21 protein-coding genes and 1 tRNA gene (1 of these 22 running past the window's edge) are annotated in these 22,130 nt (G+C 66.8%); 19 read left to right on the forward strand and 3 right to left on the reverse strand.

Going from position 1 to position 22,130, the window contains the following annotated elements:
• Window positions 1-76: 76 nt before the first annotated feature.
• On the reverse strand, window positions 77-1,564 hold the full coding sequence (locus ACP15H_RS03355) for a L,D-transpeptidase family protein (RefSeq protein ID WP_425064813.1): 1,488 nt from the start codon (window positions 1,562-1,564) through the stop codon (window positions 77-79).
• Window positions 1,565-1,599: 35 nt separating this feature from the next.
• Window positions 1,600-2,490 carry a dienelactone hydrolase family protein gene (locus tag ACP15H_RS03360; RefSeq protein ID WP_425064814.1) on the reverse strand — a complete coding sequence of 297 codons (891 nt, stop codon included), beginning with the start codon at window positions 2,488-2,490 and terminating at the stop codon, window positions 1,600-1,602.
• A gap of 35 nt (window positions 2,491-2,525) precedes the next feature.
• Here ACP15H_RS03360 and ACP15H_RS03365 point away from each other — a divergent pair, with 35 nt between their 5' ends.
• The 10 genes from ACP15H_RS03365 to ACP15H_RS03410 all read left to right on the forward strand — a co-directional run bounded on the left by ACP15H_RS03365 (window position 2,526) and on the right by ACP15H_RS03410 (window position 12,411).
• A complete protein-coding gene (locus ACP15H_RS03365; protein WP_425064815.1) occupies window positions 2,526-3,530 on the forward strand; it encodes an RluA family pseudouridine synthase in 1,005 nt (334 codons plus the stop codon).
• A 37-nt stretch (window positions 3,531-3,567) separates the two neighbouring features.
• Complete coding sequence (locus ACP15H_RS03370) at window positions 3,568-5,577, forward strand: AsmA family protein (RefSeq protein ID WP_425064816.1); 2,010 nt, start codon at window positions 3,568-3,570, stop codon at window positions 5,575-5,577.
• Window positions 5,574-6,140, forward strand: a complete 567-nt coding sequence (locus ACP15H_RS03375; protein ID WP_425064817.1) for an STM3941 family protein — start codon at window positions 5,574-5,576, stop codon at window positions 6,138-6,140. Before ACP15H_RS03370 ends, ACP15H_RS03375 begins: the two co-directional genes overlap by 4 nt.
• Before the next feature lie 73 nt (window positions 6,141-6,213).
• A complete protein-coding gene (locus ACP15H_RS03380; protein ID WP_425064818.1) occupies window positions 6,214-6,930 on the forward strand; it encodes an ATP12 family chaperone protein in 717 nt (238 codons plus the stop codon).
• An 8-nt stretch (window positions 6,931-6,938) separates the two neighbouring features.
• Window positions 6,939-7,811, forward strand: coding sequence for a phosphonopyruvate hydrolase (locus ACP15H_RS03385; RefSeq protein WP_425064819.1), 873 nt, complete (start codon window positions 6,939-6,941; stop codon window positions 7,809-7,811).
• The gene (locus ACP15H_RS03390; RefSeq protein WP_425064820.1) at window positions 7,808-8,065 is read left to right on the forward strand and encodes a hypothetical protein; all 258 of its coding nucleotides are present in this window, start codon (window positions 7,808-7,810) and stop codon (window positions 8,063-8,065) included. The genes ACP15H_RS03385 and ACP15H_RS03390 overlap by 4 nt, the downstream gene beginning before the upstream one ends.
• A gap of 234 nt (window positions 8,066-8,299) precedes the next feature.
• Window positions 8,300-9,832, forward strand: a complete 1,533-nt coding sequence (locus tag ACP15H_RS03395; RefSeq protein WP_425064821.1) for an acyl-CoA carboxylase subunit beta — start codon at window positions 8,300-8,302, stop codon at window positions 9,830-9,832.
• Between the two features lie 34 nt (window positions 9,833-9,866).
• Entirely contained in the window at window positions 9,867-10,061 is a 195-nt protein-coding gene (locus ACP15H_RS03400; RefSeq protein WP_425064822.1) for a hypothetical protein, read from the forward strand.
• 110 nt (window positions 10,062-10,171) lie between these two features.
• A complete protein-coding gene (locus ACP15H_RS03405; protein WP_425069855.1) occupies window positions 10,172-12,124 on the forward strand; it encodes an acetyl-CoA carboxylase biotin carboxylase subunit in 1,953 nt (650 codons plus the stop codon).
• Window positions 12,125-12,129: 5 nt separating this feature from the next.
• A complete protein-coding gene (locus tag ACP15H_RS03410; RefSeq protein ID WP_425064823.1) occupies window positions 12,130-12,411 on the forward strand; it encodes an acylphosphatase in 282 nt (93 codons plus the stop codon).
• Here ACP15H_RS03410 and lipB read toward each other — a convergent pair.
• The gene (gene lipB / locus ACP15H_RS03415; RefSeq protein WP_425064824.1) at window positions 12,389-13,066 is read right to left on the reverse strand and encodes a lipoyl(octanoyl) transferase LipB; all 678 of its coding nucleotides are present in this window, start codon (window positions 13,064-13,066) and stop codon (window positions 12,389-12,391) included. The genes ACP15H_RS03410 and lipB overlap by 23 nt on opposite strands.
• A gap of 89 nt (window positions 13,067-13,155) precedes the next feature.
• Between lipB and ACP15H_RS03420 the strand changes: the two genes are divergently transcribed.
• The 9 genes from ACP15H_RS03420 to ACP15H_RS03460 form a co-directional block, all read left to right on the forward strand.
• Window positions 13,156-13,240: transfer RNA gene (locus tag ACP15H_RS03420), tRNA-Leu, on the forward strand.
• A gap of 86 nt (window positions 13,241-13,326) precedes the next feature.
• Window positions 13,327-15,609, forward strand: a complete 2,283-nt coding sequence (locus tag ACP15H_RS03425; RefSeq protein ID WP_425064825.1) for an NADP-dependent malic enzyme — start codon at window positions 13,327-13,329, stop codon at window positions 15,607-15,609.
• Complete coding sequence (gene mgtE, locus ACP15H_RS03430) at window positions 15,606-16,967, forward strand: magnesium transporter (protein ID WP_425064826.1); 1,362 nt, start codon at window positions 15,606-15,608, stop codon at window positions 16,965-16,967. Before ACP15H_RS03425 ends, mgtE begins: the two co-directional genes overlap by 4 nt.
• 25 nt (window positions 16,968-16,992) lie before the next feature.
• Complete coding sequence (locus ACP15H_RS03435; protein WP_425064827.1) at window positions 16,993-17,436, forward strand: hypothetical protein; 444 nt, start codon at window positions 16,993-16,995, stop codon at window positions 17,434-17,436.
• Window positions 17,437-17,462: 26 nt separating this feature from the next.
• The gene (locus ACP15H_RS03440) at window positions 17,463-18,635 is read left to right on the forward strand and encodes an isovaleryl-CoA dehydrogenase (RefSeq protein WP_425064828.1); all 1,173 of its coding nucleotides are present in this window, start codon (window positions 17,463-17,465) and stop codon (window positions 18,633-18,635) included.
• Window position 18,636: 1 nt separating this feature from the next.
• Window positions 18,637-19,698, forward strand: coding sequence for a hypothetical protein (locus tag ACP15H_RS03445; RefSeq protein ID WP_425064829.1), 1,062 nt, complete (start codon window positions 18,637-18,639; stop codon window positions 19,696-19,698).
• Between the two features lie 56 nt (window positions 19,699-19,754).
• Entirely contained in the window at window positions 19,755-20,378 is a 624-nt protein-coding gene (locus ACP15H_RS03450; protein WP_425064830.1) for a TetR/AcrR family transcriptional regulator, read from the forward strand.
• On the forward strand, window positions 20,375-21,910 hold the full coding sequence (locus ACP15H_RS03455; protein ID WP_425064831.1) for an acyl-CoA synthetase: 1,536 nt from the start codon (window positions 20,375-20,377) through the stop codon (window positions 21,908-21,910). The genes ACP15H_RS03450 and ACP15H_RS03455 overlap by 4 nt, the downstream gene beginning before the upstream one ends.
• A gap of 8 nt (window positions 21,911-21,918) precedes the next feature.
• Window positions 21,919-22,130: the beginning of a sulfite oxidase-like oxidoreductase gene (locus ACP15H_RS03460; RefSeq protein WP_425064832.1), read on the forward strand. 463 nt of this gene lie beyond the right edge of the window; the window shows 212 of its 675 coding nt (coding positions 1-212); its start codon is at window positions 21,919-21,921; the stop codon falls past the right edge of the window.

Below are 22,130 nucleotides of genomic sequence, written 5' to 3' on the forward strand. Positions count from 1 at the left end.
ACTCCAGTGGCGCTCATGCCTTTGTCGACCGAGCTAGAGCGCCACTGGAGTGGCGTGCTCCATTGAGCCGTTCGTCTTACGGCTTCGCCATCGCGCGCACGACGCGGCGGTCGCGGCCATAGACGTCGTCGCGGAAGGTCGGCACGCCGTCGGCATTGGCGCTGACGGTCCGGTAGGTCACGTAGAGCGTGATCGGCTCGGGGAAGGTGTAGTGGGCCTGCTGGCCGTCCTTGATCACCTGCTGGACCCGGTCCTTGTTGAAGCCGTTCTTGCCGTTGAAGACCTTCTCGACGAAGTCGAGCGGGTTCTGCAGACGGATGCAGCCATGGCTGAAGTTGCGGCTGCCCTCGGTGAACAGCCAGCGGCTCGCTGTGTCGTGCATGTAGATCCCGTACTTGTTGTTGAACGGGAAGAAGATGTAGCCCAGCGCGTTCGACGCCCCCGAATCCTGCCGGATGCGGTACGGGAAGGCCTTGGGATGGATCGAGCTCCAGTCGATCGTGTTGGGGTCGATCTCGTCGTCGTTGCTCCAGCTCGCGAAGATCTTGAAGCCGCTACCGGAAAGCGCGTTGGGGTCGCGGCGCAGGATCGGCAGATATTCCTCGCCGGCGATCGACGGCGGCACCGTCCAGTACGGGTTGGTCTGGAAGCCGCGCATGGTCGATTGAATCTCGGGCGTCGGGTCCTTCGGCGTGCCGACGATGACCTGGCTCTGGAAGGCGATCTTGCCCTCGTTCACGAACACCATCGAGTAGTCGCCGGTGTTCACGTAGACGAAGCGGCTGCCGAGATCCTCCGGCAGCCAGCGGCGGCGCTCGAGGTTGGCGACGATCTGTTCGATCCGTTCGTCGATCGTGGTGTTGAGCGAGCGGACGCTCTTGGCGCCGATGACGCCATCGACCGTCAGGCCCTTCATCTCCTGGTACGACTTGACCAAGCCGACCAGCGGCTCGTCGTAGAGATCGGCAACGGCGCCGGCCGGCGGCACCGTGAAGTCGAGTTCGGCCAGGCGCTTGCGCAAGATGGGCACGCGGGCGTCGATCATGCCGGGCTTCAGCGCGCTGCCTTCGGGCATCGCGGTGTAGGTCGTGCGGGTCTTCTTCTCCCGCCAGGCCGCCAGCGCCTTCTGCAGCGCCGGGTAGTCGCCCTTGGGCGGCAGCGAGGCGAGGTAGGCCGCGAAGTCGGGCGCGTCGGCCGCAGCCTGCAGCAGCTCGGCCTTGTCGACCTTGCGTTGGATGATGTCGATTTCCTTGTCGACCCTGTTGGCGCGGACGCGGCCGGTCGAGACGTCGCTGGCATAGGCCACGAAGGCGGCGGACATCAGAGCTTCGGCCGCGCTCGGATCGGCGCCCGGCGCCATCGCCTTCTCTACCTCGGCGAGGTTGTACCAGGAGGGATCCAGCCCGTGATCGCCGGCACTGCGGAGTGCCTTCAGCAAGGCCTCGGCACGTGCCGTCGCGAGGCCGGATCCGGTCCACAAGACGCCCGAGGCGTAGGAGGACGATGCTCCCGAGAAGGAGAGTGCGAGCGCCAGGAAAGCGGCGAAAAAATTGATTCGAATCACACCGGAAGTATAGGGAGAACCGGCCGATTCGTCCATCAGCGCACGAATCCGTGAACGGCCAGGAAAGCAATCAGGTCGGCGCTGGCGCGCTGCTTCAGATCGGCCGTCCCGCCCCCGGCACGGGCGCCCCGGGTGACGCAGTGCTGTCGCGCCCAGGCCTGGAACTCGGGCTCGTCCAACGCCTGTCCCAGCGAGGGCACGAAATGGCGGCCGTCATCCTCGATGATGTTGCGGCAGCACGACCAGTTCTCGGCATCCTTGATGTCGAAGACGGGCCCCAGCGATTCCCATCCGTGATGCGCGCCGCCATAGACCTTGACCTTGATCCGGTCGTTGCCGGCCGCCCGCATGCGCTCGGCGTATTCGATCGCCAGCTCGGCCGGCGTGTAGTCGTCCCGGGCGGCCAGCATGAAGAATATCGGCCGGCCGTGGGTGGTGGCGTCGCGATGCTGGGCGGTCGCACCGGGGCAGAGGGCGACGTGGATGTCGAACAGGTGCGGGAAGCCGCGCCGCCAGCGCTGGCGCACGGCAAGGGCGGCATTGAGCGTCGCCACGCCGCCCTTGGAGACGCCCATGATGCCGATCCGTGCCGGATCGATGCGGGGGTCGGCGCGGAGCAGCGCGAGGGCTGCAAAGGCGTCGCCCTCCATCTGGGCCGCCGAAACCAGGCTCTGGTCTGCCACGGTGCGTCGGACCCCACGGCTTCTGAAACTGTCGACGATCAGCGCAGCCGCGCCCGCGGCGTTCAGCAGGTCGGCGTAATAGTGCTCGCGATGGCGCTGGACGCCGGCGCTGCTGGTGAGGATGACCATGCAGGGCACCGGCTCCGGCCGGTCGGGAGGAATGTGCAGGGTCGCGGAGATTCGCGCCGGCCGGGAGGCGGTCGGATGGTCGAACGTCAGCGTGTCGAAGGACACCGATTCCATGGACCCTGTGTAGCTTGTCCCGTAGTTTGTGCGCCATGAGTGACAGCCCTGCCAGTGGTGGTAGCCAACAGACCAAGGTCCAGAATCGCGCCGTCACGGACGACGAGACTGGCATGCGCCTCGACCGGTGGTTCCAGCGCCACTTCCCCGAACTGACCCACGGCGCGCTGCAGAAGCTGTTGCGCACCGGGCAGGTCCGGATCGACGGCAAGCGCGCCGAGGGCAAGGACCGGGTCGAGCCCGGGCAGTCGATCCGCCTGCCGCCCGGCGTCACGAATACGCCGGCGCCCAAGCCGCGAACGGAGGCGAAGCCGGCGGTTTCCGATCGCGACGCCGCCGAGATCCAGCGCATGGTGATCCATCGCGACGACCACGTGATCGTGCTCAACAAGCCGCCGGGACTGGCGGTGCAGGGGGGCAGCGGCACGGACAAGCACATCGACGGGATGCTGGACGCGTTGCGGTTCGGCTTCGAGCAGCGGCCGCGCCTGGTCCACCGGCTCGACAAGGACACCAGCGGCCTGCTGCTGATCGCGCGAACGGGGCAGGCCGCCAAGCGCCTGACGGAATCCTTCAGGGATCGCGAGACCGAGAAGCTCTACTGGGCGATCGTGGTGGGCGTGCCGCCGAAGAAGGAAGGCACGATCGACCTGCCACTGGCCAAGCGACCCGGCGCCCGCGATCGCGAACTCATGCAGGTCGACGAGGAGAACGGGCTGAAGGCGATCACCCATTTTCGCGAAGTCGATCGCGCCGGCCGGCGCGCCGCGCTGCTGGCGCTGTGGCCGCGGACCGGGCGCACTCACCAGCTCCGCGTTCATTGCGCGGAAATGGGCTGCCCGATCCTGGGAGATCGCAAGTATGGCGGCGAGGAAGCGCTGCTGTCGGCGGTCGCCGAGGGGCGCCGGCTGCATCTCCATGCCCGCCGCCTGTCGCTGCCGCATCCGTCGGGCAGGGGGGAGCTGAAGGCCGAGGCCGAGCTGCCTCCTCACTTCCGCCGCACCGTCGAGGCATTTGGCTTCTCGACGGACGGTGTTTGAGCGAGAATCGGTCAGGATGCGGATTCCCTGGAGGCGAGTGGCCGTGATCACGGCGGTGGCGGTGCCGGTCGCCGCCGTGGTCGGCGTCATCTGGGCGGCCACGCGCGACCTGTCGAGCTATCAGGCGCGGCTGACCGAGCAGGTCCGCAAGGTCACGGGGCGCGAACTGGCCGCCCGCGTGCCGCTCAGCGTCAGGCTGGGCAGCGAGCCCGCGATGGTCGCCGAAGGCGTCACGCTCTCCAATGCAGCCTGGGGGTCCCGGCCCGATCTGGCGCGCGTGCGCCGCATGACGCTGTTTCTCGACCCGTTTTCGCTGTTCCTGGGCGACGTCAAGATTGGACGGATCCTGCTCGAAGGCGCCGACATCCTGGTCGAGCGCAACGAGGTGGGTGACTCCAGCCTCGAGATGCTGCCGCCGCCCGACGGGTCGGGCCCGCATCCCGGCGAGAACCGGTCGCTCCGGCTCCGCACGGCCTCGGCCTTTCCCTGGATCAGCACGGTCGAAGTCCGCGACTCCGTCCTGACCGTCTCGGAAGGAGCCGGCCGCCCGCCGGTGGTAATCGACGTGCCGAATGCGACCTTCAAGGCGCAGGCCCCGAACCAGACCTTGCAGGTCGAGGGGCGGTTCGGGGTGGCGCAGGGCGTGCCGATGGACCTCACGGGCACCGCCGGCTCGTTCAACGGCTGGATGGCCGGGCTGCCCGGCAACATCGACCTTCAGGGCGGGTTCGGCGACGGCAAGATTTCGATCAAGGGCAGCATCAACGCCAAGGGCACGTCGCTGCAGGTCAATTCCGAAGGCGCCGACGTCTCGGTCCTCGGACCCTACATTCGCCTTCCCGTCCCGGCGGGCGGTCCGTACGTGATGAATGCGAAGGCATCGACCCAGCGCAACGGCTTCAAGGTCGAGGTCACGGCGCTGAAGGTCGGCTCGAGCGAGGCGGCCGGCGAGGCGCTGTTCCGCGTGGATCGCAAGGGCACGCCCACCATCATCGTGAATGCCGACATCACGCGCCTCGATGTCTCCGAGCTGAAGGCGCCGCCCGCGAGCGCCGCGCCCGCGGCACCGGCAACGGCGCCGATGCAGCAGCCGCGCCTCATTCCGGCCCTGCCGTTCTCCGCAAGCTGGCTCGGCCGGTCGGCGCTTTCCGTCACGGTGCGGCTGGGCGAGGTCGTGGGCCTCGGTGCCAAGATGCAGAACGCATCGGTCACGCTGGTGTCCGGTGAAACGCGCTTCACCTTCCGCGCGGCGGCGACCGTCGGCGGCGGCTCGGCCGGCGTCGATCTGGTTTACGACCCGGCCGGGCGCATCGGCCAGACCACGCTGACGGCCACCGCCAACCGTGTCTCCCTGGGCGAGCTGTCGACCCTTCTCGGCCTCGATCTCGGCCTGCGCGACGGTGTCGCCGATGTCGACCTTCGCCTGCGCGGCGGTGGCCGCACCACGCGCGACGCGCTGAACACGGCCAACGGCTCGATCGACGTCGCCATGGGCAAGGGCATGTGGCCGCAGAGCCAGCTCGCCAACTGGCCGCCCGAGACCCAGCGGCTCCTCGGCGGCACCGAGGCCGGCGTGCCGTTCAACTGCATCGCCGGCCGGTTCGAGGTGAGCGGCGGTGTCGCCAACCTGCGGCGCCTGGTCGTCGACACGCCGCGCGGCGTGCTGGTCGGCGGCGGCTACCTGCATCTGCGCACCGAAGGCTGGGAGTTCATCGTCGCCCCCGAGGCACGCGACCATCAGAACGCCTCGCTCGCCACGCCGATGCGCATCAAGGGCGGCGCCGGCAAGGCCACGGCGAGCGCGGTCGATCCCAACCTCTCCAAGTTGCTGGTGGGCGGCGGCCCGATCCCGAGCTTGGTCGCCCAGGTGGCGCAGTCCGGCCGGCAGGCCGGCGCCAACGCCTGCGCCGTGCTGGCGCCGCGGGTCGAAGCGCTGCGGCCGGGGCTTCGGGCGCAAATGCCAGCGCCGACGTCGGATATCCGTCAGCGGGCGTCGCGGCCGCAGGGGCAGACGCCGGCTCCGCAGCGCGGCCAGAGCCGGCCGTGAGTGGAGAAAAGAGTCCCGAAGTCGCGATCCCCGTCAGCCGGTCGAAGGTCGGCTTTCTCGCGATTGCCAGTCTCGCGATGGCGGTGGCGGCGGGTTGGATGCTGCTGGCGGCGCCGGGTGTCGGATCGAATTCGTTCCACCAGTTCGTCCTGGGATTCGGTATCTTTTTCTTCCTGCTGCTTGCCTATGGCCATCTGAGAACCCTGACAGCGAAAGAGCCAGGGTTCGTCATCAATCGACAGGGGTTCTTTTTTCGGCCGACCGGCCTCGCCTTCGGCTGGGTCGATTGGGCGGACGTGACCGAAATCAGGGAAGGCCTGGGGAGGGGCGGAGCCTTTCTCTCGATCAGGCTGCGCGATCCTCAAAAGTACATCTCACGTGGCAATGGCCTTCAGCGGTTGGCGAAGACAATCAATTGGCGCCTGTCGGGAAGTCCCGTCACCTTCACCAGCGGTTCGCTGCAGGCGGACCCCGCCGAGTTCCTGCAAATCGTCCGAATGTTCTTTTCGGAGGCGAAACGGACCGAATCGGGGGCCTTGTCGCCCGGCCCATCTCCCATGTAAGCCCTTCGCGCAGGTCGCACGGTGCGATCCGGGAGTTTCGTATCGTGGACGCCTTGCCCGGCTCGGGAGCTGAATGAAGCGCTTCTACAAGGATACGGGCGTCGATGAGGGCGAGGGCGGCTTTCGCGTCCTGCTCGATGGCAAGCCCATGCGGACGCCCGCCAAGGCCACTCTGGTCGTGCCGACGCGGGCGCTTGCCGAGGCCATCGCCGCCGAATGGGCGGGCGTGCCCGACAAGGCCGAGATCAACGCCGCCCACCTGCCGCTGACGCGCCTGGCCGCAACCGCCATCGACCGCGTCGTGGCGCGGCGCGACGAGGTGATCGCCGATACGGCCAAGTATGCCGGCTCGGATCTCCTGTGCTATCGCGCGACGGCGCCGGAGAGCCTGGTGAAGCTGCAGTTGGAGCTGTGGCAGCCCTTGCTCGACTGGGCGGCCGAGCGCCATGGCGCCCGGCTGGTCACCGCCGAAGGCATCGGCTTCGTGGATCAGCCCGAAGAGGCGAAGGCGCGGCTTCACGCGGCGGTGTCGGCACACGGCGATCTGGCGCTGTCGGCGCTCTACAATCTCACGCACACGGCGGGATCGGTGGTGATCGGGCTGGCGGTGTCGGAGGGGCGGCTCGATGCGGCCGGCGCCTTTGCTGCCGCCCAGATGGACGAGCTCTACCAGGTCGATCGCTGGGGCGACGATCCGCTGGCGGAGAAGCATCGCGAAGGCGTGCGCCGGGACATCGAGGCGTGCGCCCGTTTTCTTTCATTGCTGGAGAACGCGCGTCTGCGCGGCTGAGAGGGATCATGGGAGCGGGCACCAGGCTGCGGAAGATCATGGCCGACAAGGGACTCGTCGAGGCGATGGCGGCGCACAGCCCGCTGTCGGCGATGCTTGCCGCCGAGGCGGGCTTCGACGCGATCTGGGCCTCGGGCTTCGAGCTGTCGGCGCTCTACGGCGTGCCCGACGTCAGCATCGTATCGATGACCCAGCATCTCGACATGACGCGCGCCATGGTCGACCGGTCGGGCCTGCCGGTGGTGGCCGACATCGACACCGGCTTCGGCAATGCCATCAACGTCCTCTATGCGGTGGAGCAGTACGAGCGCGCCGGCGTGGGCGCGATCGTGATGGAGGACAAGAGCTTCCCCAAGGTCACCAGCCTGATCGCCGGCGGCCGGCAGGACATGGTCCGCATCGAGGAGTTCCAGGGCAAGATCGAGGCCGCGCGTTCGGCCCGGCGCGATCCGGACCTCGTCGTCGTGGCGCGCACCGAGGCGCTGATCGCCGGCCTCGGCCAGGACGAGGCGCTGAAGCGGGCGCGGGCCTACGAAGCCGCCGGCGCCGACCTGATCCTCGTCCATTCCAAGCAGAAGACGCCGGACGAGATCGAGGCCTTCATCAAGGCCTGGGATGGCAAGGTGCCGATCGCGCTGGTGCCGACCGCCTATCCGCAGATGACGGTGGCGCGGGTGAAGGAACTGAAGAAGGTCGGGCTGCTCATCTGGGGCAACCATGCCATCAGGGCTGCCGTCGGCGCCATGCGGGCGACCTTCGCCCAGATCCGCAAGGATGGCGGCATCCACGGCGTCGAAGGCAGCATCGCCACGGTCGACGAGGTGTTCGATCTGCAGGGCATGGGAACGGTCAAGGACAACGAGAAGCGCTTCCTGAAATGATCGGCCTGCCGGGGCTCGTCATCCCTCTGGCAATCCTGGCCTCTCCAGCGATGGCGCAAAGCTTGCAGGGTGTGTGGCAATTCGAGCGGCAGGGGCATAACGGCCGTCATGCCGGCATCGTCGTGATCGAAGGTGACGACGCGCGCAGCACCGCCCGCGGCCCGGTACAGGAATATGCTCAATGCGGCTTCGTTCGCATCGACGTCGAGCGCGTCGAGATCGTCTTCACCAAGGTGGCGGCTTCCCGGGCGTAGCCCCGACCGCTTCATCTGCACCGCATCGGGCGGTTCGTCGCTCGTATGCTACAACCGCGATGCGGCAGGGCACCGGGAACCCACGAGTTTCGCCCTTCGGCGCACCGGCGATCTTCCCGATACGGCCTCGGGCCGGCTCGAGGATATCTGCCCGCCGCGCGAAAAGCCGAATTCGTGAACTGGACGCCCCGAAGATTTTGCCTGAAAACGGGCCGGCGAGCCGGAGTGAAGTGAATGCAGAAAATGTTGGAAGAACTCGAGCGCAGGCGGGCAGCGGCGCGTCTGGGTGGAGGCGAGCGCCGCATCGAGGCGCAGCACGCCAAGGGCAAGCTGACGGCGCGTGAGCGCATCGATGCGCTCCTCGATCCCGGGTCGTTCGAGGAATACGACATGTTCGTCGAGCACCGCTCGATCGATTTCGGCATGGAGAACCAGAAGATCCCGGGCGACGGCGTGGTCACCGGCCACGGCACGATCAACGGCCGGCTGGTCTATGTCTTCAGCCAGGATTTCACGGTGTTCGGCGGCGCCCTGTCCGGCATGCACGCCACCAAGATCTGCAAGGTCATGGACATGGCCATGAAGGTCGGCGCGCCTGTGCTCGGCCTCAACGACTCGGGCGGCGCGCGCATCCAGGAGGGTGTCGACTCGCTCGCGGGCTATGCCGACGTGTTCCAGCGCAATGTGCTGGCCTCCGGCGTGATCCCGCAGATTTCGATGGTCATGGGCCCCTGCGCCGGCGGTGCCGTCTATTCGCCGGCGATGACCGACTTCATCTTCATGGTGAAGGACAGTTCCTACATGTTCGTCACCGGCCCCGACGTGGTGAAGACCGTCACGCACGAGACGGTGACGCAGGAAGAGCTCGGCGGCGCGCTCACGCACACGCAGAAGTCGGGCGTGGCCGATCTCGCCTACGAGAACGACATCGAAGCGCTGCTGCAGCTTCGCCGCTTCGTCGACTTCCTGCCCTCGAACAATCGCGAGAAGGCGCCGGTCCGCGCGACGCTCGATCCGACCGATCGGGACGACTTCTCGCTCGACACGCTGGTGCCGGAAAATCCCAACAAGCCCTACGACATCAAGGAGCTGATCCTGAAGGTCGTGGACGAGGGCGATTTCTTCGAGCTGTCGCCGGAATGGGCCGCCAACATGGTGGTGGGCTTCGGCCGCATGGCCGGCCGCACGGTGGGCTTCGTGGCCAACCAGCCGATGGTGCTGGCGGGCTGCCTCGACATCGACAGCTCGCGCAAGGCGGCGCGCTTCGTGCGCTTCTGCGACGCCTTCAACATCCCGATCGTGACCTTCGTCGACGTGCCGGGCTTCCTGCCGGGCACGACGCAGGAATTCGGTGGCATCATCAAGCACGGCGCCAAGCTGCTCTATGCCTATGCCGAGGCCACCGTGCCGAAGGTCACGGTGATCACCCGCAAGGCCTATGGCGGCGCCTACGACGTGATGGCGTCGAAGCACCTTCGGGGCGACGTGAACTATGCCTGGCCGGGCGCCGAGATCGCGGTGATGGGCGCCAAGGGCGCGGTCGAGATCATCTTCCGCTCCGACGTCGGCGACGCCGGCAAGATCGCGGCGCGCACCGAGGAATACCGCCAGAAGTTCGCCAACCCGTTCGTGGCGGCCAACCGCGGCTTCATCGACGACGTGATCATGCCGCACGGCACGCGGCGCCGGATCTGCAAGGCGCTGGCCACGCTCGAGACCAAGAAGCTCGAGAATCCGTGGCGCAAGCACGGCAACGTGCCTCTGTGACGGCGACGCCGTGCACCTGTCTCCCGAGGAGCGCATGAGGCGCGGCCGGATCGTGCGCAAGCACCTGATGGTCGGGCTTCTCGCGCTGCTCGTGATCATTCCGCTGAATTTCATCGTGAGCCGCCAGTATCCGTGGTGGCTCTGGGTCCTCATCGTCTGGCTGCCCCTGATCGGCGCTCACTCACTGTGGGCCAGGGGCTTCTTCGATCGCAGAAAAGAAGGAATCTGAGCATGGCCGCCAAGAAGAAGGTCGCCAAGGTCGCCGCCAAGAGCGCGCCCGCCAAGAGAGTCGCGGTTGCGAAGAAGGCGCCGGCCGCGAAGCCGGCCGCCGACGGACCGCTGTTCGACAAGATCCTGATCGCCAATCGCGGCGAAATCGCCTGCCGGGTCATCCGGACCTGCAAGCGTCTTGGCATCAAGACCGTGGCGGTCTACTCCGAAGCCGACGCCGACGCGCTGCATGTGCGCGAGGCCGACGAGGCGGTGCTGATCGGACCGCCGCCCTCGGCGCAGTCCTACTTGCTGATCGACAAGATCGTCGAGGCCTGCAAGGCGACCGGCGCCCAGGCCGTTCATCCGGGCTACGGGTTCCTGTCCGAGAAGGAAGCCTTCCAGAAGGCGCTGGCCGAGGCCGGCATCGCCTTCATCGGTCCCGATGCCCACGCCATCTACGCCATGGGCGACAAGATCGAATCCAAGAAGCTCGCGCAGGCGGCTGGCGTCAGCACGGTTCCCGGCTATCTCGCGGCGATTCCCAATGCCGAAGAGGCCGTGAAGATCGCCCAGAAGATCGGCTACCCCGTCATGATCAAGGCCTCGGCCGGCGGCGGCGGCAAGGGCATGCGCATCGCCTACAACGATGCCGAAGCGCATGAAGGCTTCGGTTCGGCAACCAACGAGGCCAAGGCCTCGTTCGCCGACGATCGCGTGTTCATCGAGAAGTATGTCGAGGAACCGCGCCACATCGAGATCCAGCTGATCGCCGATGGCCACGGCAACTGCGTCTATCTCTGGGAGCGCGAGTGCTCGATCCAGCGCCGCCACCAGAAGGTGATCGAGGAGGCGCCGAGCCCGTTCCTCGACGCCAAGACGCGCAAGGCGATGGGCGAGCAGGCCGTGGCACTCGCCAAGGCGGTAAAATACAAGAGCGCCGGCACCGTCGAGTTCATCGTCGACAAGCATCGCAAGTTCTACTTCCTCGAGATGAACACGCGCCTGCAGGTCGAGCATCCGGTGACCGAGCTGATCACCGGCCTCGACCTCGTCGAGCTGATGATCCGCGTGGCGGCGGGCGGGAAGCTGCCGTTCCAGCAGAAGGACGTGAAGCTGCAGGGCTGGGCCGTCGAGGCGCGTCTCTACGCCGAGGACCCGTTCCGCAACTTCCTGCCGTCCACCGGACGGCTCGTGAAGTACCGCGAGCCCGAGGCGGGACCCGACGTCCGCGTCGATACCGGCGTCTACGAGGGTGGCGAGATCTCGATGTTCTACGACCCGATGATCGCCAAGCTGTGTACGCACGGGAAGACTCGCGACGAGGCGATCGACCGCATGCGCCGCGCGCTGGACGAGTTCTACGTCCGCGGCGTGTCGCACAACGTCCCGTTCCTGGCGGCCCTGATGGCCCATCCGAGGTTCCGGGCGGGCAAGCTCACCACGAACTTCATCGCCGAGGAGTTCAAGGGCGGCTTCACGGCCGAGCATCTGCCGCCGAAGGACGCGGCGGTGCTGGCGGCGGTCGCGGCCGTGGTCGATCGCATTCATGCTCATCGGGCAGGGGCACCTCAGTCCGAGCGCGTCGTCATGCTCAATCGCACCGCGATGCCGGTTTCCGTGAGTGGCGGCGGCCTCGAATTCGCCGTGGACATCGACGCCCGCAGGATCGAGATCGAGACCGCCTGGATGCCGGGTGAGCCGCTGTTGCGGGCGAAGGTCGATCAGCATCCGGTCGTGGTGCAGGTCGATACGCTGGGCTCCGGCTGGCGCCTGACGCATGAAGGCGGGCAGGCGGACGTGCTGGTGCTCACGCCGCGCCAGGCCGAGCTCTACGCGCTGATGCCGGTCAAGGCGGCGCCCGATACCTCGAAGTTCCTGCTGTCGCCGATGCCGGGCCTGCTGGCCTCCGTGGCGGTGAGCGAAGGGCAGGAGATCAAGGCTGGCGAGGCGCTGGCCGTGGTCGAGGCGATGAAGATGGAAAACGTGCTGCGCGCCACGCGCGACGGCACGGTCAAGACGCTGCACGCCAAGGCCGGGGACAGCCTGCGCGTCGACCAGAAGATCATCGAGTTCGCCTGAACCGGATGGCCTTGCAGGCGCGTCTCGCGATCACCGGCCGGGTCCAGGGCGTGGGCTACCGCGACTGGGCGCTGGCGACCGCTCAGCGGCTCGGCCTCAGCGGCTGGGTGCGCAACCGCGCCGACGGCTCGGTCGAAGCGCTGGTGGTCGGCGACGATGAGGCGGTGGGCCGGATGATCGAAGCCTGCCGCCGCGGCCCTTCACTGGCGCGCGTCGACGCCGTCGACGTCGAACTGATCGACCTCGACGTCCTGCCGTCGGGCTTTACGCGGCTGCCGACGGCCTGATTTCGCCGAACACTTCCTGGAAGGTTTCGGTCAGCGCCGCATCGAGATCGGCCAGCGTCACCGGCAGGCCGAGATCGACCAGCGATGTGACGCCATGGTCGGCGATGCCGCAGGGAACGATTCCCGCATAGTGCGACAGGTCGGGCTCGACGTTGATCGAGATGCCGTGGAACGCCACCCAGTGGCGGATGCGCACACCGATGGCCGCGATCTTGTCCTCGCGCGGGCTGCCATCGGGCAGCGCCGGCTTGTCCGGCCGCACGACCCAGACGCCGACACGGCCCTCGCGCCGCTCCGCCTTGACGTTGAAGCGGCCGAGCGTTCGGATCGTCCATTCCTCGAGGTCGGAGACATAGCGGCGCACGTCCTGGCGGCGCGCCCGGAGGTCGAGCATCACATAGGCCACCCGCTGGCCGGGGCCGTGATAGGTGTACTGCCCGCCGCGGCCGGCGACATGGACCGGAAAGCGTGCGGGCTGCAGCAGGTCCTGCGTCCGGGCGCTGGTGCCGGCCGTGTAGAGCGGCGGGTGCTCCAGCAGCCACACCATTTCGCCCGCCGTGCCGGCGCGGATGGCGGCGACGCGCGCTTCCATGGTGGACAAAGCCTCGTCATAGGGGACGGCGTCGTCGGAGATGCGCCATTCGAGCCTTTTCATTGTGGCAAAATCGGCACTTCTGCTCGTTCGTGCAAGCCCGCCTTGCCACTGCGGGAGCGATTTGGTATCCCCCGCGCCATCGAACCGGCGCGGCCATGGCGGAATTGGTAGACGCGCTAGCTTGAGGTGCTAGTGCCGCGAGGCGTGGAAGTTCGAGTCTTCTTGGCCGCACCATCGCCGGTTCGAACGAAAAGGTAAGGTCGCCGCCTGTTGGCAAGTGCCAACGGGCGGCCCTTTTTGTTTGCAGGTGGGAGAGTGCTTTGGCCGACGATCTCAGCGAAAGTGCCCTCCGTTACCATCGCCTGCCTCGACCCGGGAAGATCGAGGTCGTCCCGACCAAGCCGCTGGCGACCCAGCGCGACCTGTCGCTGGCCTATTCGCCCGGCGTAGCCGCCGCCTGCAACGAGATCGTGCGCGATCCCGGGATGGCCGCTGAACTCACGGCCCGCGCCAACTTGGTCGCCGTCGTCACCAACGGCACCGCCGTGCTGGGGCTGGGGGCGATCGGACCCCTGGCGGCCAAGCCGGTGATGGAGGGCAAGGGCGTCCTCTTCAAGAAGTTCGCCGGCATCGACGTCTTCGATCTCGAACTGGCCGAACTCGACCAGGACAAGCTGGTCGACATCGTCGCGGCCCTCGAGCCGACCTTCGGCGGCATCAACCTCGAGGACATCAAGGCGCCGGAGTGCTTCTACGTCGAGCAGAAGCTGCGCGAGCGCATGAAGATCCCGGTGTTCCACGACGACCAGCACGGCACCGCCATCATCGTCGGCGCCGCGCTGTTCAATGCCCTGTCGCTGGTCGGCAAGGACATCGCCAAGGTGAAGCTCGTCGTGTCGGGCGCGGGCGCGGCGGCCCTGTCGTGCCTCGGCGTGCTGGAGAAGCTCGGCCTGCCGCGCGAGAACATGTGGGTCACCGACATCGCCGGCGTGGTCTGGAAGGGCCGCAACGAGCAGATGGACCCGTGGAAGGAGCGCTATGCCCGCGACACGCAGGCCCGCACCCTGGGTGAGGTGATCGGCGGCGCCGACGTGTTCCTCGGCCTCTCGGCCGCTGGCGTGCTGAAGCCCGAGATGGTGGCCCGGATGGCCGCCCGGCCGCTGATCTTCGCGCTGGCCAATCCCAATCCCGAGATCTCGCCGGAAGATGTCGCGGGCGTTCGCGACGACGCCATCATGGCGACCGGCCGCAGCGACTATCCCAACCAGGTCAACAACGTCCTCTGCTTCCCCTACATCTTCCGCGGCGCCCTCGACGTCGGCGCCACGACCGTCAACGACGAGATGAAGATCGCCTGCGTGCGCGCCCTGGCGGCGCTGGCGCGCAAGGAGCCCTCCGAGGTCGTGGCCCGCGCCTTCGGCGAGCAGGCCGGCGGCTTCGGCCCGACCCAGATCATTCCCAAGCCCTTCGACCCGCGCCTGATCGTCGAGCTGGCCCCGGCCGTCGCGAAGGCCGCCATGGACAGCGGCGTGGCGACGCGGCCGATCACGGATTTCGACGCCTATCGCCAGCAGCTCAGCCAGTTCGTCTTCAAGTCCGGTCTGGTCATGCGGCCGGTGTTCGCGCAGGCGCGCTCCGATCCCAAGCGGGTGATCTTCAGCGCCGGCGAGGACGATCGCGTCCTGCGCGCCGCGCAGATCATCCTCGACGAGGGCATCGCCAAGCCGATCCTGATCGGCCGGCCCGAGATCGTGCGCCGGCGCGCCGAGCGGCTCGGCCTGCGCTTCCAGCCGGGCGTCGATGTCGAGCTGGTCGATCCGTCCAGTGACCCGCGCTACGACAAGTACTGGGGCGCCTATCACGAGCTGATGGCACGGCGAGGGGTCACCGAGCCGACGGCACGCAACCTCGTGCGGTCCAGCCCGACCCTGATCGCGGCCCTGGCGGTGAAGCTCGGCGATGCCGACGCGATGATCGCCGGCGCCTATGGCCGTTTCCGCACGCATCTTGCCCATGTGCGCGACGTCATCGGCCTGCGCGAGGGGGCGAAGAACATGGCGGCGCTCAGCCTGCTGGTCATGCCGACCCGCGCGCTGTTCATCGCCGATACCTACGTGAACTACGATCCCGATCCCGAGACGCTGGCCGAGATCACCCTGCTGGCCGCGGACGAGGTCCTGCGCTTCGGCATCCAGCCCAAGGTTGCGCTGATCTCGCATTCGAGCTTCGGCGGCTCCGAGCATGCCTCGGCCAAGAAGATGGCTGCCGCGGTGAAGATCCTGCACCAGCGGGCGCCGACCCTGGAAGTCGACGGCGAGATGCATGGCGACGCCGCGCTGAACGTCGATATCCGCAACAGCGTCTTTCCGCGCTCCAGGCTCAAGGAAACTGCCAACCTCGTGGTCTGCCCGTCGCTCGATGCCGCCAACATCTCCTTCAACCTGCTGAAGGAGGCGGCCGACGGGCTGCATATCGGCCCGATCCTGCTCGGCACCGATCTGCCGGCACATGTGCTCACGCCGTCGGTCACCGCCCGCGGAATCCTCAACATGACCGCGCTGGCCGTGGTCGAAGCGCAACGCCTCGCCGAGGCGCGTGGATGAGTGTGGAGATCGACCATCTCGACGAAGTGACGCCGGAACTCGTCCGGCGCGTCGAGGCGGCGCTCACCGAAGACAGGCACGAGGATGCGCGGGCGCTGCTGAACAATCTCAGCGCCACCGGCCAGGCCTCCATCCTCGAGCAGATCTCCGAGGATCAACGCGACAAGCTGGTCGGCATCCTCAAGGGCGACCTCGATCCCGAGGCCCTGACCGAGCTCGACGAGGAAGTCCTCGAGGACGTTCTCGACCAGCTCGACAGCAAGGAGATCGCGGCCGCCGCGCGCGAACTCGAGGCCGACGATGCGGCCACCATCCTCGAGGACCTGACGGAAGAGGAACGGCAGGAAGTCCTGGCGGAGATTCCCGCCGACGAACGCGCCGACATCGAACGCGCCCTGGCCTATCCCGAGGACACCGCCGGCCGCCTCATGCAGCGGTCTCTGGTCAAGGTGGCCGACACCTGGACCGTGGGCGAGGTGATCGACCATTGTCGCGAGGCCACGGACCTGCCCGACGACGTCTACGACATCTTCGTGGTCGATGCGGGCGGCCATCTGCGTGGCTCGGTGCCGCTCGGCCGCATGCTGCGCACCAAGCGCCCCGTGCCGATCCTCGACATCGTCGATCCCGATATCCCGTCGCTGCCGGTGATGGCCGACCAGGCCGAGGTGGCGCACGTCTTCCGCGACAAGAACCTGGTCTCATGCCCGGTCGTCGACGATGACGGGCGGTTGCTCGGCGTGATCATGGTCGACGACGTGGTCGACGTGATCGACGAGGAGGCGGAGGAAGACCTGCTCAAGATGGGCGGCGTCGGCTCCGACGACATGCACGCCGACACCGTGCGCACGGCGCGCCTCCGGGCGCCCTGGCTGCTGGTCAACGTCGCGACCGCCCTTGTCGCGTCATTCGTCATCAGCCGGTTCGAGGACACGATCGAGAAGATCGTGGTCCTGGCGGCCCTCATGCCGATCGTCGCATCGATGGGCGGCAATGCCGGAATCCAGACCGTCACCGTTACGGTCCGTGCGCTGGCAATGGGCGAACTGACGGCGGCCAACGCGCTGCGCTTCATCAGCAAGGAAGCGGTGGTCGGCAGCCTGAACGGGCTGTTGTTCGCCACCTTGCTCGCGGTCGGGGTCGTTCTCGTGTTCCACGACTGGCGGCTGGGCGCGGTCATTGCAGCTTCGATGGTCTGCAACCTGATGGCCGCGTCGCTGGCCGGCTCGTTGATTCCGCTCGGTCTGCAGAAATTCGGCGTCGATCCGGCCGTCTCCTCCACGGTGTTCCTGACCATGGTCACCGACGTGACCGGCTTCCTGACCTTCCTCGGGCTGGCGACGATTTTCCTGCTTTGAGGTAACGTCTCCAGCGGAGGTTTCCGTGTCGACTGTCCTTCGCCTCGTTGCCGCATTTCTCCTGCTGCTTTGCGCTTCCGCGGTCCAGGCGCAGAACAAGGTCCCGTCCGACCGCGTGCTGGAAGCGCTGGTCAAGAGTTCGCTGCTCAGCCTCAACGACGCCAACGTGACCGGCAACTACGCCGTCCTGCACGCCAAGCTGTCCAAACCGTTTCGGGAGCAATTCCCACCTGAGAAACTCAAGGACACGTTCAAGGAGTTCAGCCAGGGCAACGCCGACTTCGACATCATTGCAGCCATGCCGCCGACCTACGACCCCAGGCCCGTGGTCGACGAGGACGGCAAGCTGGTGGTGAAGGGCAGCTTTCCCACGGAGCCGTCGCGCCTGCTCTTCGAGTTGGAGTTCATCCCGTCGGACGGCGAGTGGAAACTGATACGGATCCACGTCAAGCTGGGCTCCAAGTCCTGATCCAGTCCATCAACAGGTAAGACAAAATGATCCCGAATGCGATGCCGCCGTTCGATTTCGGCCTGGGCGAAACCGCCGACGCGTTGCGCGAGCAGGTCCAGCGATTTGCCTCGGCCGAGGTCGCGCCGATCGCGGCAGAGATCGACAAGACCGACCGGTTCCCGCGCGAGCTGTGGCCGAAGATGGGCGAACTCGGTCTGCACGGCATCACCGTCGAGGAGGAGTTCGGCGGATCGGGCCTCGGCTACCTCGAACATGTCATTGCGGTCGAGGAGATCAGCCGCGCCTCGGCCGCGGTGGGGCTGAGCTACGGCGCCCACTCCAATCTCTGCATCAACCAGATCCGCCGCACCGGCACCGACGAGCAGAAGAAGCGCTTCCTGCCCAAGCTGATCTCCGGCGAGCATGTCGGCAGCCTCGCCATGAGCGAATCGGGCGCGGGCTCCGACGTCGTGTCGATGAAGCTGCGGGCCGAGAAGAAGGGCGACCGCTACGTCCTGAACGGCACCAAGATGTGGATCACCAACAGCCCCGATGCGCAGCTGGTCGTGGTCTACGCCAAGACCGATCCGGCGGCGGGTTCGCGCGGCATCACGACATTCATCGTCGAGACCGATCGCAAGGGCTTCAAGGTCGCCCAGAAGCTCGACAAGATGGGCATGCGCGGCTCCTCGACCGGCGAACTCGTGTTCGAGGATTGCGAGATCCCCGAGGAGAACGTGCTGGGCGCAGTGGGCAAGGGCGTCAACGTGCTGATGAGCGGGCTCGACTACGAGCGCGCCGTGCTGGCGGCCGGGCCGATCGGCATCATGCAGGCGGCGATGGACATCGTCGTGCCCTATGTCCACGAGCGCAAGCAGTTCGGCCAGGCGATCGGCGAGTTCCAGCTGGTGCAGGGCAAGCTGGCCGACATGTACACCACGATGAACGCCTGCAAGGCCTATGTGTACGCCGTCGCCAAGGCCTGCGACCGCGGCCAGACCACACGCAAGGACTCGGCCGGTGCGATCCTCTATGCCGCCGAGAAGGCCACGATGGTGGCGCTCGACGCAATCCAGCTGCTGGGCGGCAACGGCTACATCAACGACTATCCGACCGGCCGCCTGCTGCGCGACGCCAAGCTCTACGAGATCGGCGCCGGCACCAGCGAAATCCGCCGCATGCTGATCGGCCGCGAGCTGTTCGCCGAGACGGCCTGACTTGCTCGGCAGGGGAGCCATCGCCATCTGCGCGTTCTTCGCGGTGGCTTTCCTTTTCTTTGCCATCGATCAGAAAGGCGGCGTCGTTCCTCGTATCAGAGTGGACATCAAAACGACGGTCGATGGAAAGCAGACATCCTCCGAATGGATATTGCCGGCCGTTTGGCGTTGGGATTTCCGCCCCGGAGCCGGGCTTCGAAGCGTCCAATCGCCGTTTGATACCGTCTATCTGAGACTGCCTGGTGGAGAGGCACTCGGCGTCGAGTATGAATGGCTTGGAGACTTGCTCCTGTATCCACGCGATTGGTCGCGTGTTGTTTATCATCTCCTCGATTCGTTGGACGAGCCGATGATTTTGACGAGCTACAGCATGCCTGCTCAAGGAGGGCGAGGCTGTCCAATCGATCAACCCATTCGTGATTGCAAGGTTACGGCTCAGGTGACCCGCCTCCAAGACGGACTGGTTGACATCGGTGCCGTTCAGGCCGGCGGTAATCTGTGGGCTCGTCGTGGACCTGCCAGATACGAAGAAATTCGCCAGTTCGGCTGGACGCTTCCGAAGCCGATGCTGTTCGCTAAGCTGAGTGCGACTTTTCTGCAAACGTCGGCGTTTCGGTCCGACCCTTTGTTTGGCCCCCTGATAGGTAAGCTCACGAAGCCCGCCGTGATCGGCATCGATGGAGTTATGTTGACGCGATTCGAAACACTGCCCGGCGCAAGATTGCGCGGTGACCTTGTTTACCGCGGCGGCAATATGTGGCGCGCGGACGACCCCTTTGTTGGCACCACGGACTACATCGACAGGCCTGAAACGTCCTACAGGTTGACGCTGGTGGATCAGGCGGATGTCGTTGGCTTTGGAACGATCCGCCGAGACAAGCGCCATCTGATTGCCGGCTCGATCGAGTACATGGGCAAAGTGATTGAATACGATCCAATTGACCCGCTCCACGATGACTCGAAGGAAATTCGGTCCCTGGCTTTGGTCGATCCTGAAAGGGATACTGTGGTGGTCTTGCTTGGGGGGCCCTCGATCCGGGTGATCTGGAAGGTCAATCCTTAGGCTGAAACAGTCGTTTGACGTAAGGGGCGCATGCGTACACACTGTGTACGTAAACCATGCCGCGTTATCTTACCGAACAAGACATCGCCGATTTCCGGGCCGCGCTGTGCCGGGTTGCCACCGAGCGGTTCGCGCGCTTCGGCTATGAGGGCGTCACCATGCGCCAGCTGGCCGAGGCGCTGGGTTGCAGCCCCAAGACGCCCTATCGCTACTTCAAGGACAAGGCCGACATCCTGGCGACCGTGCGGGCCGAGGCCTTCGCCCGCTTCGCCGACACGCTCGAAGCCGCGGCGGCGGACGGCGAGGGGCCACTCGACAAGGCCCGCCGCGTGGGCGACGCCTATCTGCGGTTCGCCGACGAGCATCCGCATGCCTATCGCATCATGTTCGAGATCGACCAGCCGATCGGCGACGAGCATCCCGACCTGCTGCGCGAGTCGAAGCGTGCCCGCACCTTCGTGACCCAGCAGGCCGAGGATATGGTCAAGGGCGGCCTGATCGATGCCGATCCACTGCTGTTCGGCTGGTCGATGTGGGCCGCCACCCACGGACTGGTCATGCTGAAACAGGCGGGCATGCTCGATCACGCGCCCGATATCCGGACGCTGGCCGGCTATCACGGGGCGCTGATGTTCAAGGGCGCACTCGTGCCGCCCAAAAAGAAGGGAGGAAAAAAATGAATGCAGGCGTTACGGCGGGCGAGAGATTCCGGAGCTGGGCGGAGATCCAGGCCAATGCCGCGCGCGCGGCCGGCGGGCTCGAGGCGCTGGGCGTCGGCGAGAATGGCAGCGTCGCCCTGATGTTGCGCAACGACTTTGCGACCTTCGAAGTCAACATGGCCGCGAGCCAGCTCGGCGCCTATGCCGTGCCGATCAACTGGCACTTCACTCCCGAGGAAGCGAACTACATCCTGCGCGACAGCGGCGCGAGCGTGCTGGTGGCCCATACCGACCTGTTGGCCCAGATCGCTGGCGGCGTGCCCGAGGGCGTGAAGGTCTTCGCCGTCCCCACGCCGGACGAGATCGCCGCCGCCTACGGCGTGCCTGCCGAGAAGCTGCGCATGCCGGCCGGCGCCGAGGCCTGGGACGCTTTCCTCGCGGCCTCCGCGCCTCGCACCGAGCCGCCGCGTCCGTCGCGCGGCAGCATGATCTACACGTCCGGCACGACGGGGCGGCCCAAGGGCGTGCGGCGCCAGCCGAGCACGCCCGAGCAGCAGGCGGCCGGGGCCCAGGAAGCCGCCTTGTTCTGGGGCCTGAAGCCCGATCCCGCGATCGTCGTGCTGATGAACGGCCCGATGTACCACTCCGCTCCAGCCGCCTATGGCATGGCGAGCGCGCGGCTCGGCCTGCACATGGTGCTGCAGCCGCGTTTCGAGGCCGAGGACATGCTGCGCCTGATTGCGCGGCACGGGGTCACCCACATGCACATCGTGCCGACCATGTTCGTGCGCCTGCTGCGCCTGCCGGCGGACGTCCGGGCGCGCTACGACGTCTCGTCGCTCGGCTTCGTCAGCCACGGCGCCGCCCCCTGCGCGCCGGCCGTGAAGCGCCAGATGATCGAATGGTGGGGCCCGGTCATCAACGAGTACTACGGCGCGACCGAGACCGGGGTGGTGGTCTGGCACGGCTCGGAAGAGGCGCTGCGCAAGCCCGGCACGGTCGGCCGCCTGGTGCCCGGGGGCGTCCTGCGAATCGTGGATGAGGATGGGCAGGACGTGAAGCAGGGCGAGGTCGGGGAGATCTACCTGCGCGGGCCTCATCTTTCGGAGTTCACCTACAACAACGACGACGCCAAGCGCCGCGAGATTTCGCTCGGCCAGCTCGTCACGGTGGGCGACGTGGGCTACGTCGATGCCGACGGCTTCCTGTTCCTGTGCGATCGCAAGCGCGACATGATCATCTCGGGCGGCGTCAACATCTACCCGGCGGAGATCGAGGGGGTGCTGATCCAGATGCCGGGCGTGCGCGACTGCGCCGTGTTCGGCATTCCCGACGAGGAGTTCGGCGAGCAGATCTGCGCCCATGTCGAACCGGCTGCCGGCGCTTCCCTGGATGCGGCTTCCGTGCGCGCCTATCTGTCCGAGCACCTGGCGCGCTACAAGGTGCCCCGGGTGGTCGAGCTCACCGCCGCACTTCCCCGTGAGGATTCGGGCAAGATCTTCAAACGCAAGCTGCGCGCGCCATATTGGGAGAAAGCGGGTCGCAGCATCTGAGGAGTTCCATGGCCGACGACGACGTCACCCTGTCCGGCGAACTGAAGGGCAAGCTGGTCGACAGCAAGCAGAAGTGGGCCGAGGAAGGCCGCCTGCTCACCGGCAAGACCGCGGCACCGTCGGAACGCCTGCCGCCCGGCCAGCGCGAGGTCGAGACCTGGCCGGTGCTCGACCTCGGCATCAAGCCCGAGATTCCGACGCACGCCTGGCGCCTGTTCGT

This window comes from Reyranella sp. (genome assembly GCF_965249915.1).
In the GTDB taxonomy this organism is placed as follows: domain Bacteria; phylum Pseudomonadota; class Alphaproteobacteria; order Reyranellales; family Reyranellaceae; genus Reyranella.

Coding starts and splice junctions, on each gene's coding strand:
- ACP15H_RS03410 (WP_425064823.1), top strand. CDS start 12,130: ATGGCCTTGCAGGCGCGTCTCGCGATCACCGGCCGGGTCCAGGGCGTG.
- mgtE (WP_425064826.1), top strand. CDS start 15,606: ATGAGTGTGGAGATCGACCATCTCGACGAAGTGACGCCGGAACTCGTC.
- ACP15H_RS03395 (WP_425064821.1), top strand. CDS start 8,300: ATGCAGAAAATGTTGGAAGAACTCGAGCGCAGGCGGGCAGCGGCGCGT.
- ACP15H_RS03455 (WP_425064831.1), top strand. CDS start 20,375: ATGAATGCAGGCGTTACGGCGGGCGAGAGATTCCGGAGCTGGGCGGAG.
- ACP15H_RS03390 (WP_425064820.1), top strand. CDS start 7,808: ATGATCGGCCTGCCGGGGCTCGTCATCCCTCTGGCAATCCTGGCCTCT.
- ACP15H_RS03360 (WP_425064814.1), bottom strand. CDS start 2,490: ATGGAATCGGTGTCCTTCGACACGCTGACGTTCGACCATCCGACCGCC.
- ACP15H_RS03365 (WP_425064815.1), top strand. CDS start 2,526: ATGAGTGACAGCCCTGCCAGTGGTGGTAGCCAACAGACCAAGGTCCAG.
- ACP15H_RS03385 (WP_425064819.1), top strand. CDS start 6,939: ATGGGAGCGGGCACCAGGCTGCGGAAGATCATGGCCGACAAGGGACTC.
- ACP15H_RS03400 (WP_425064822.1), top strand. CDS start 9,867: ATGAGGCGCGGCCGGATCGTGCGCAAGCACCTGATGGTCGGGCTTCTC.
- lipB (WP_425064824.1), bottom strand. CDS start 13,066: ATGAAAAGGCTCGAATGGCGCATCTCCGACGACGCCGTCCCCTATGAC.
- ACP15H_RS03440 (WP_425064828.1), top strand. CDS start 17,463: ATGATCCCGAATGCGATGCCGCCGTTCGATTTCGGCCTGGGCGAAACC.
- ACP15H_RS03380 (WP_425064818.1), top strand. CDS start 6,214: ATGAAGCGCTTCTACAAGGATACGGGCGTCGATGAGGGCGAGGGCGGC.
- ACP15H_RS03450 (WP_425064830.1), top strand. CDS start 19,755: ATGCCGCGTTATCTTACCGAACAAGACATCGCCGATTTCCGGGCCGCG.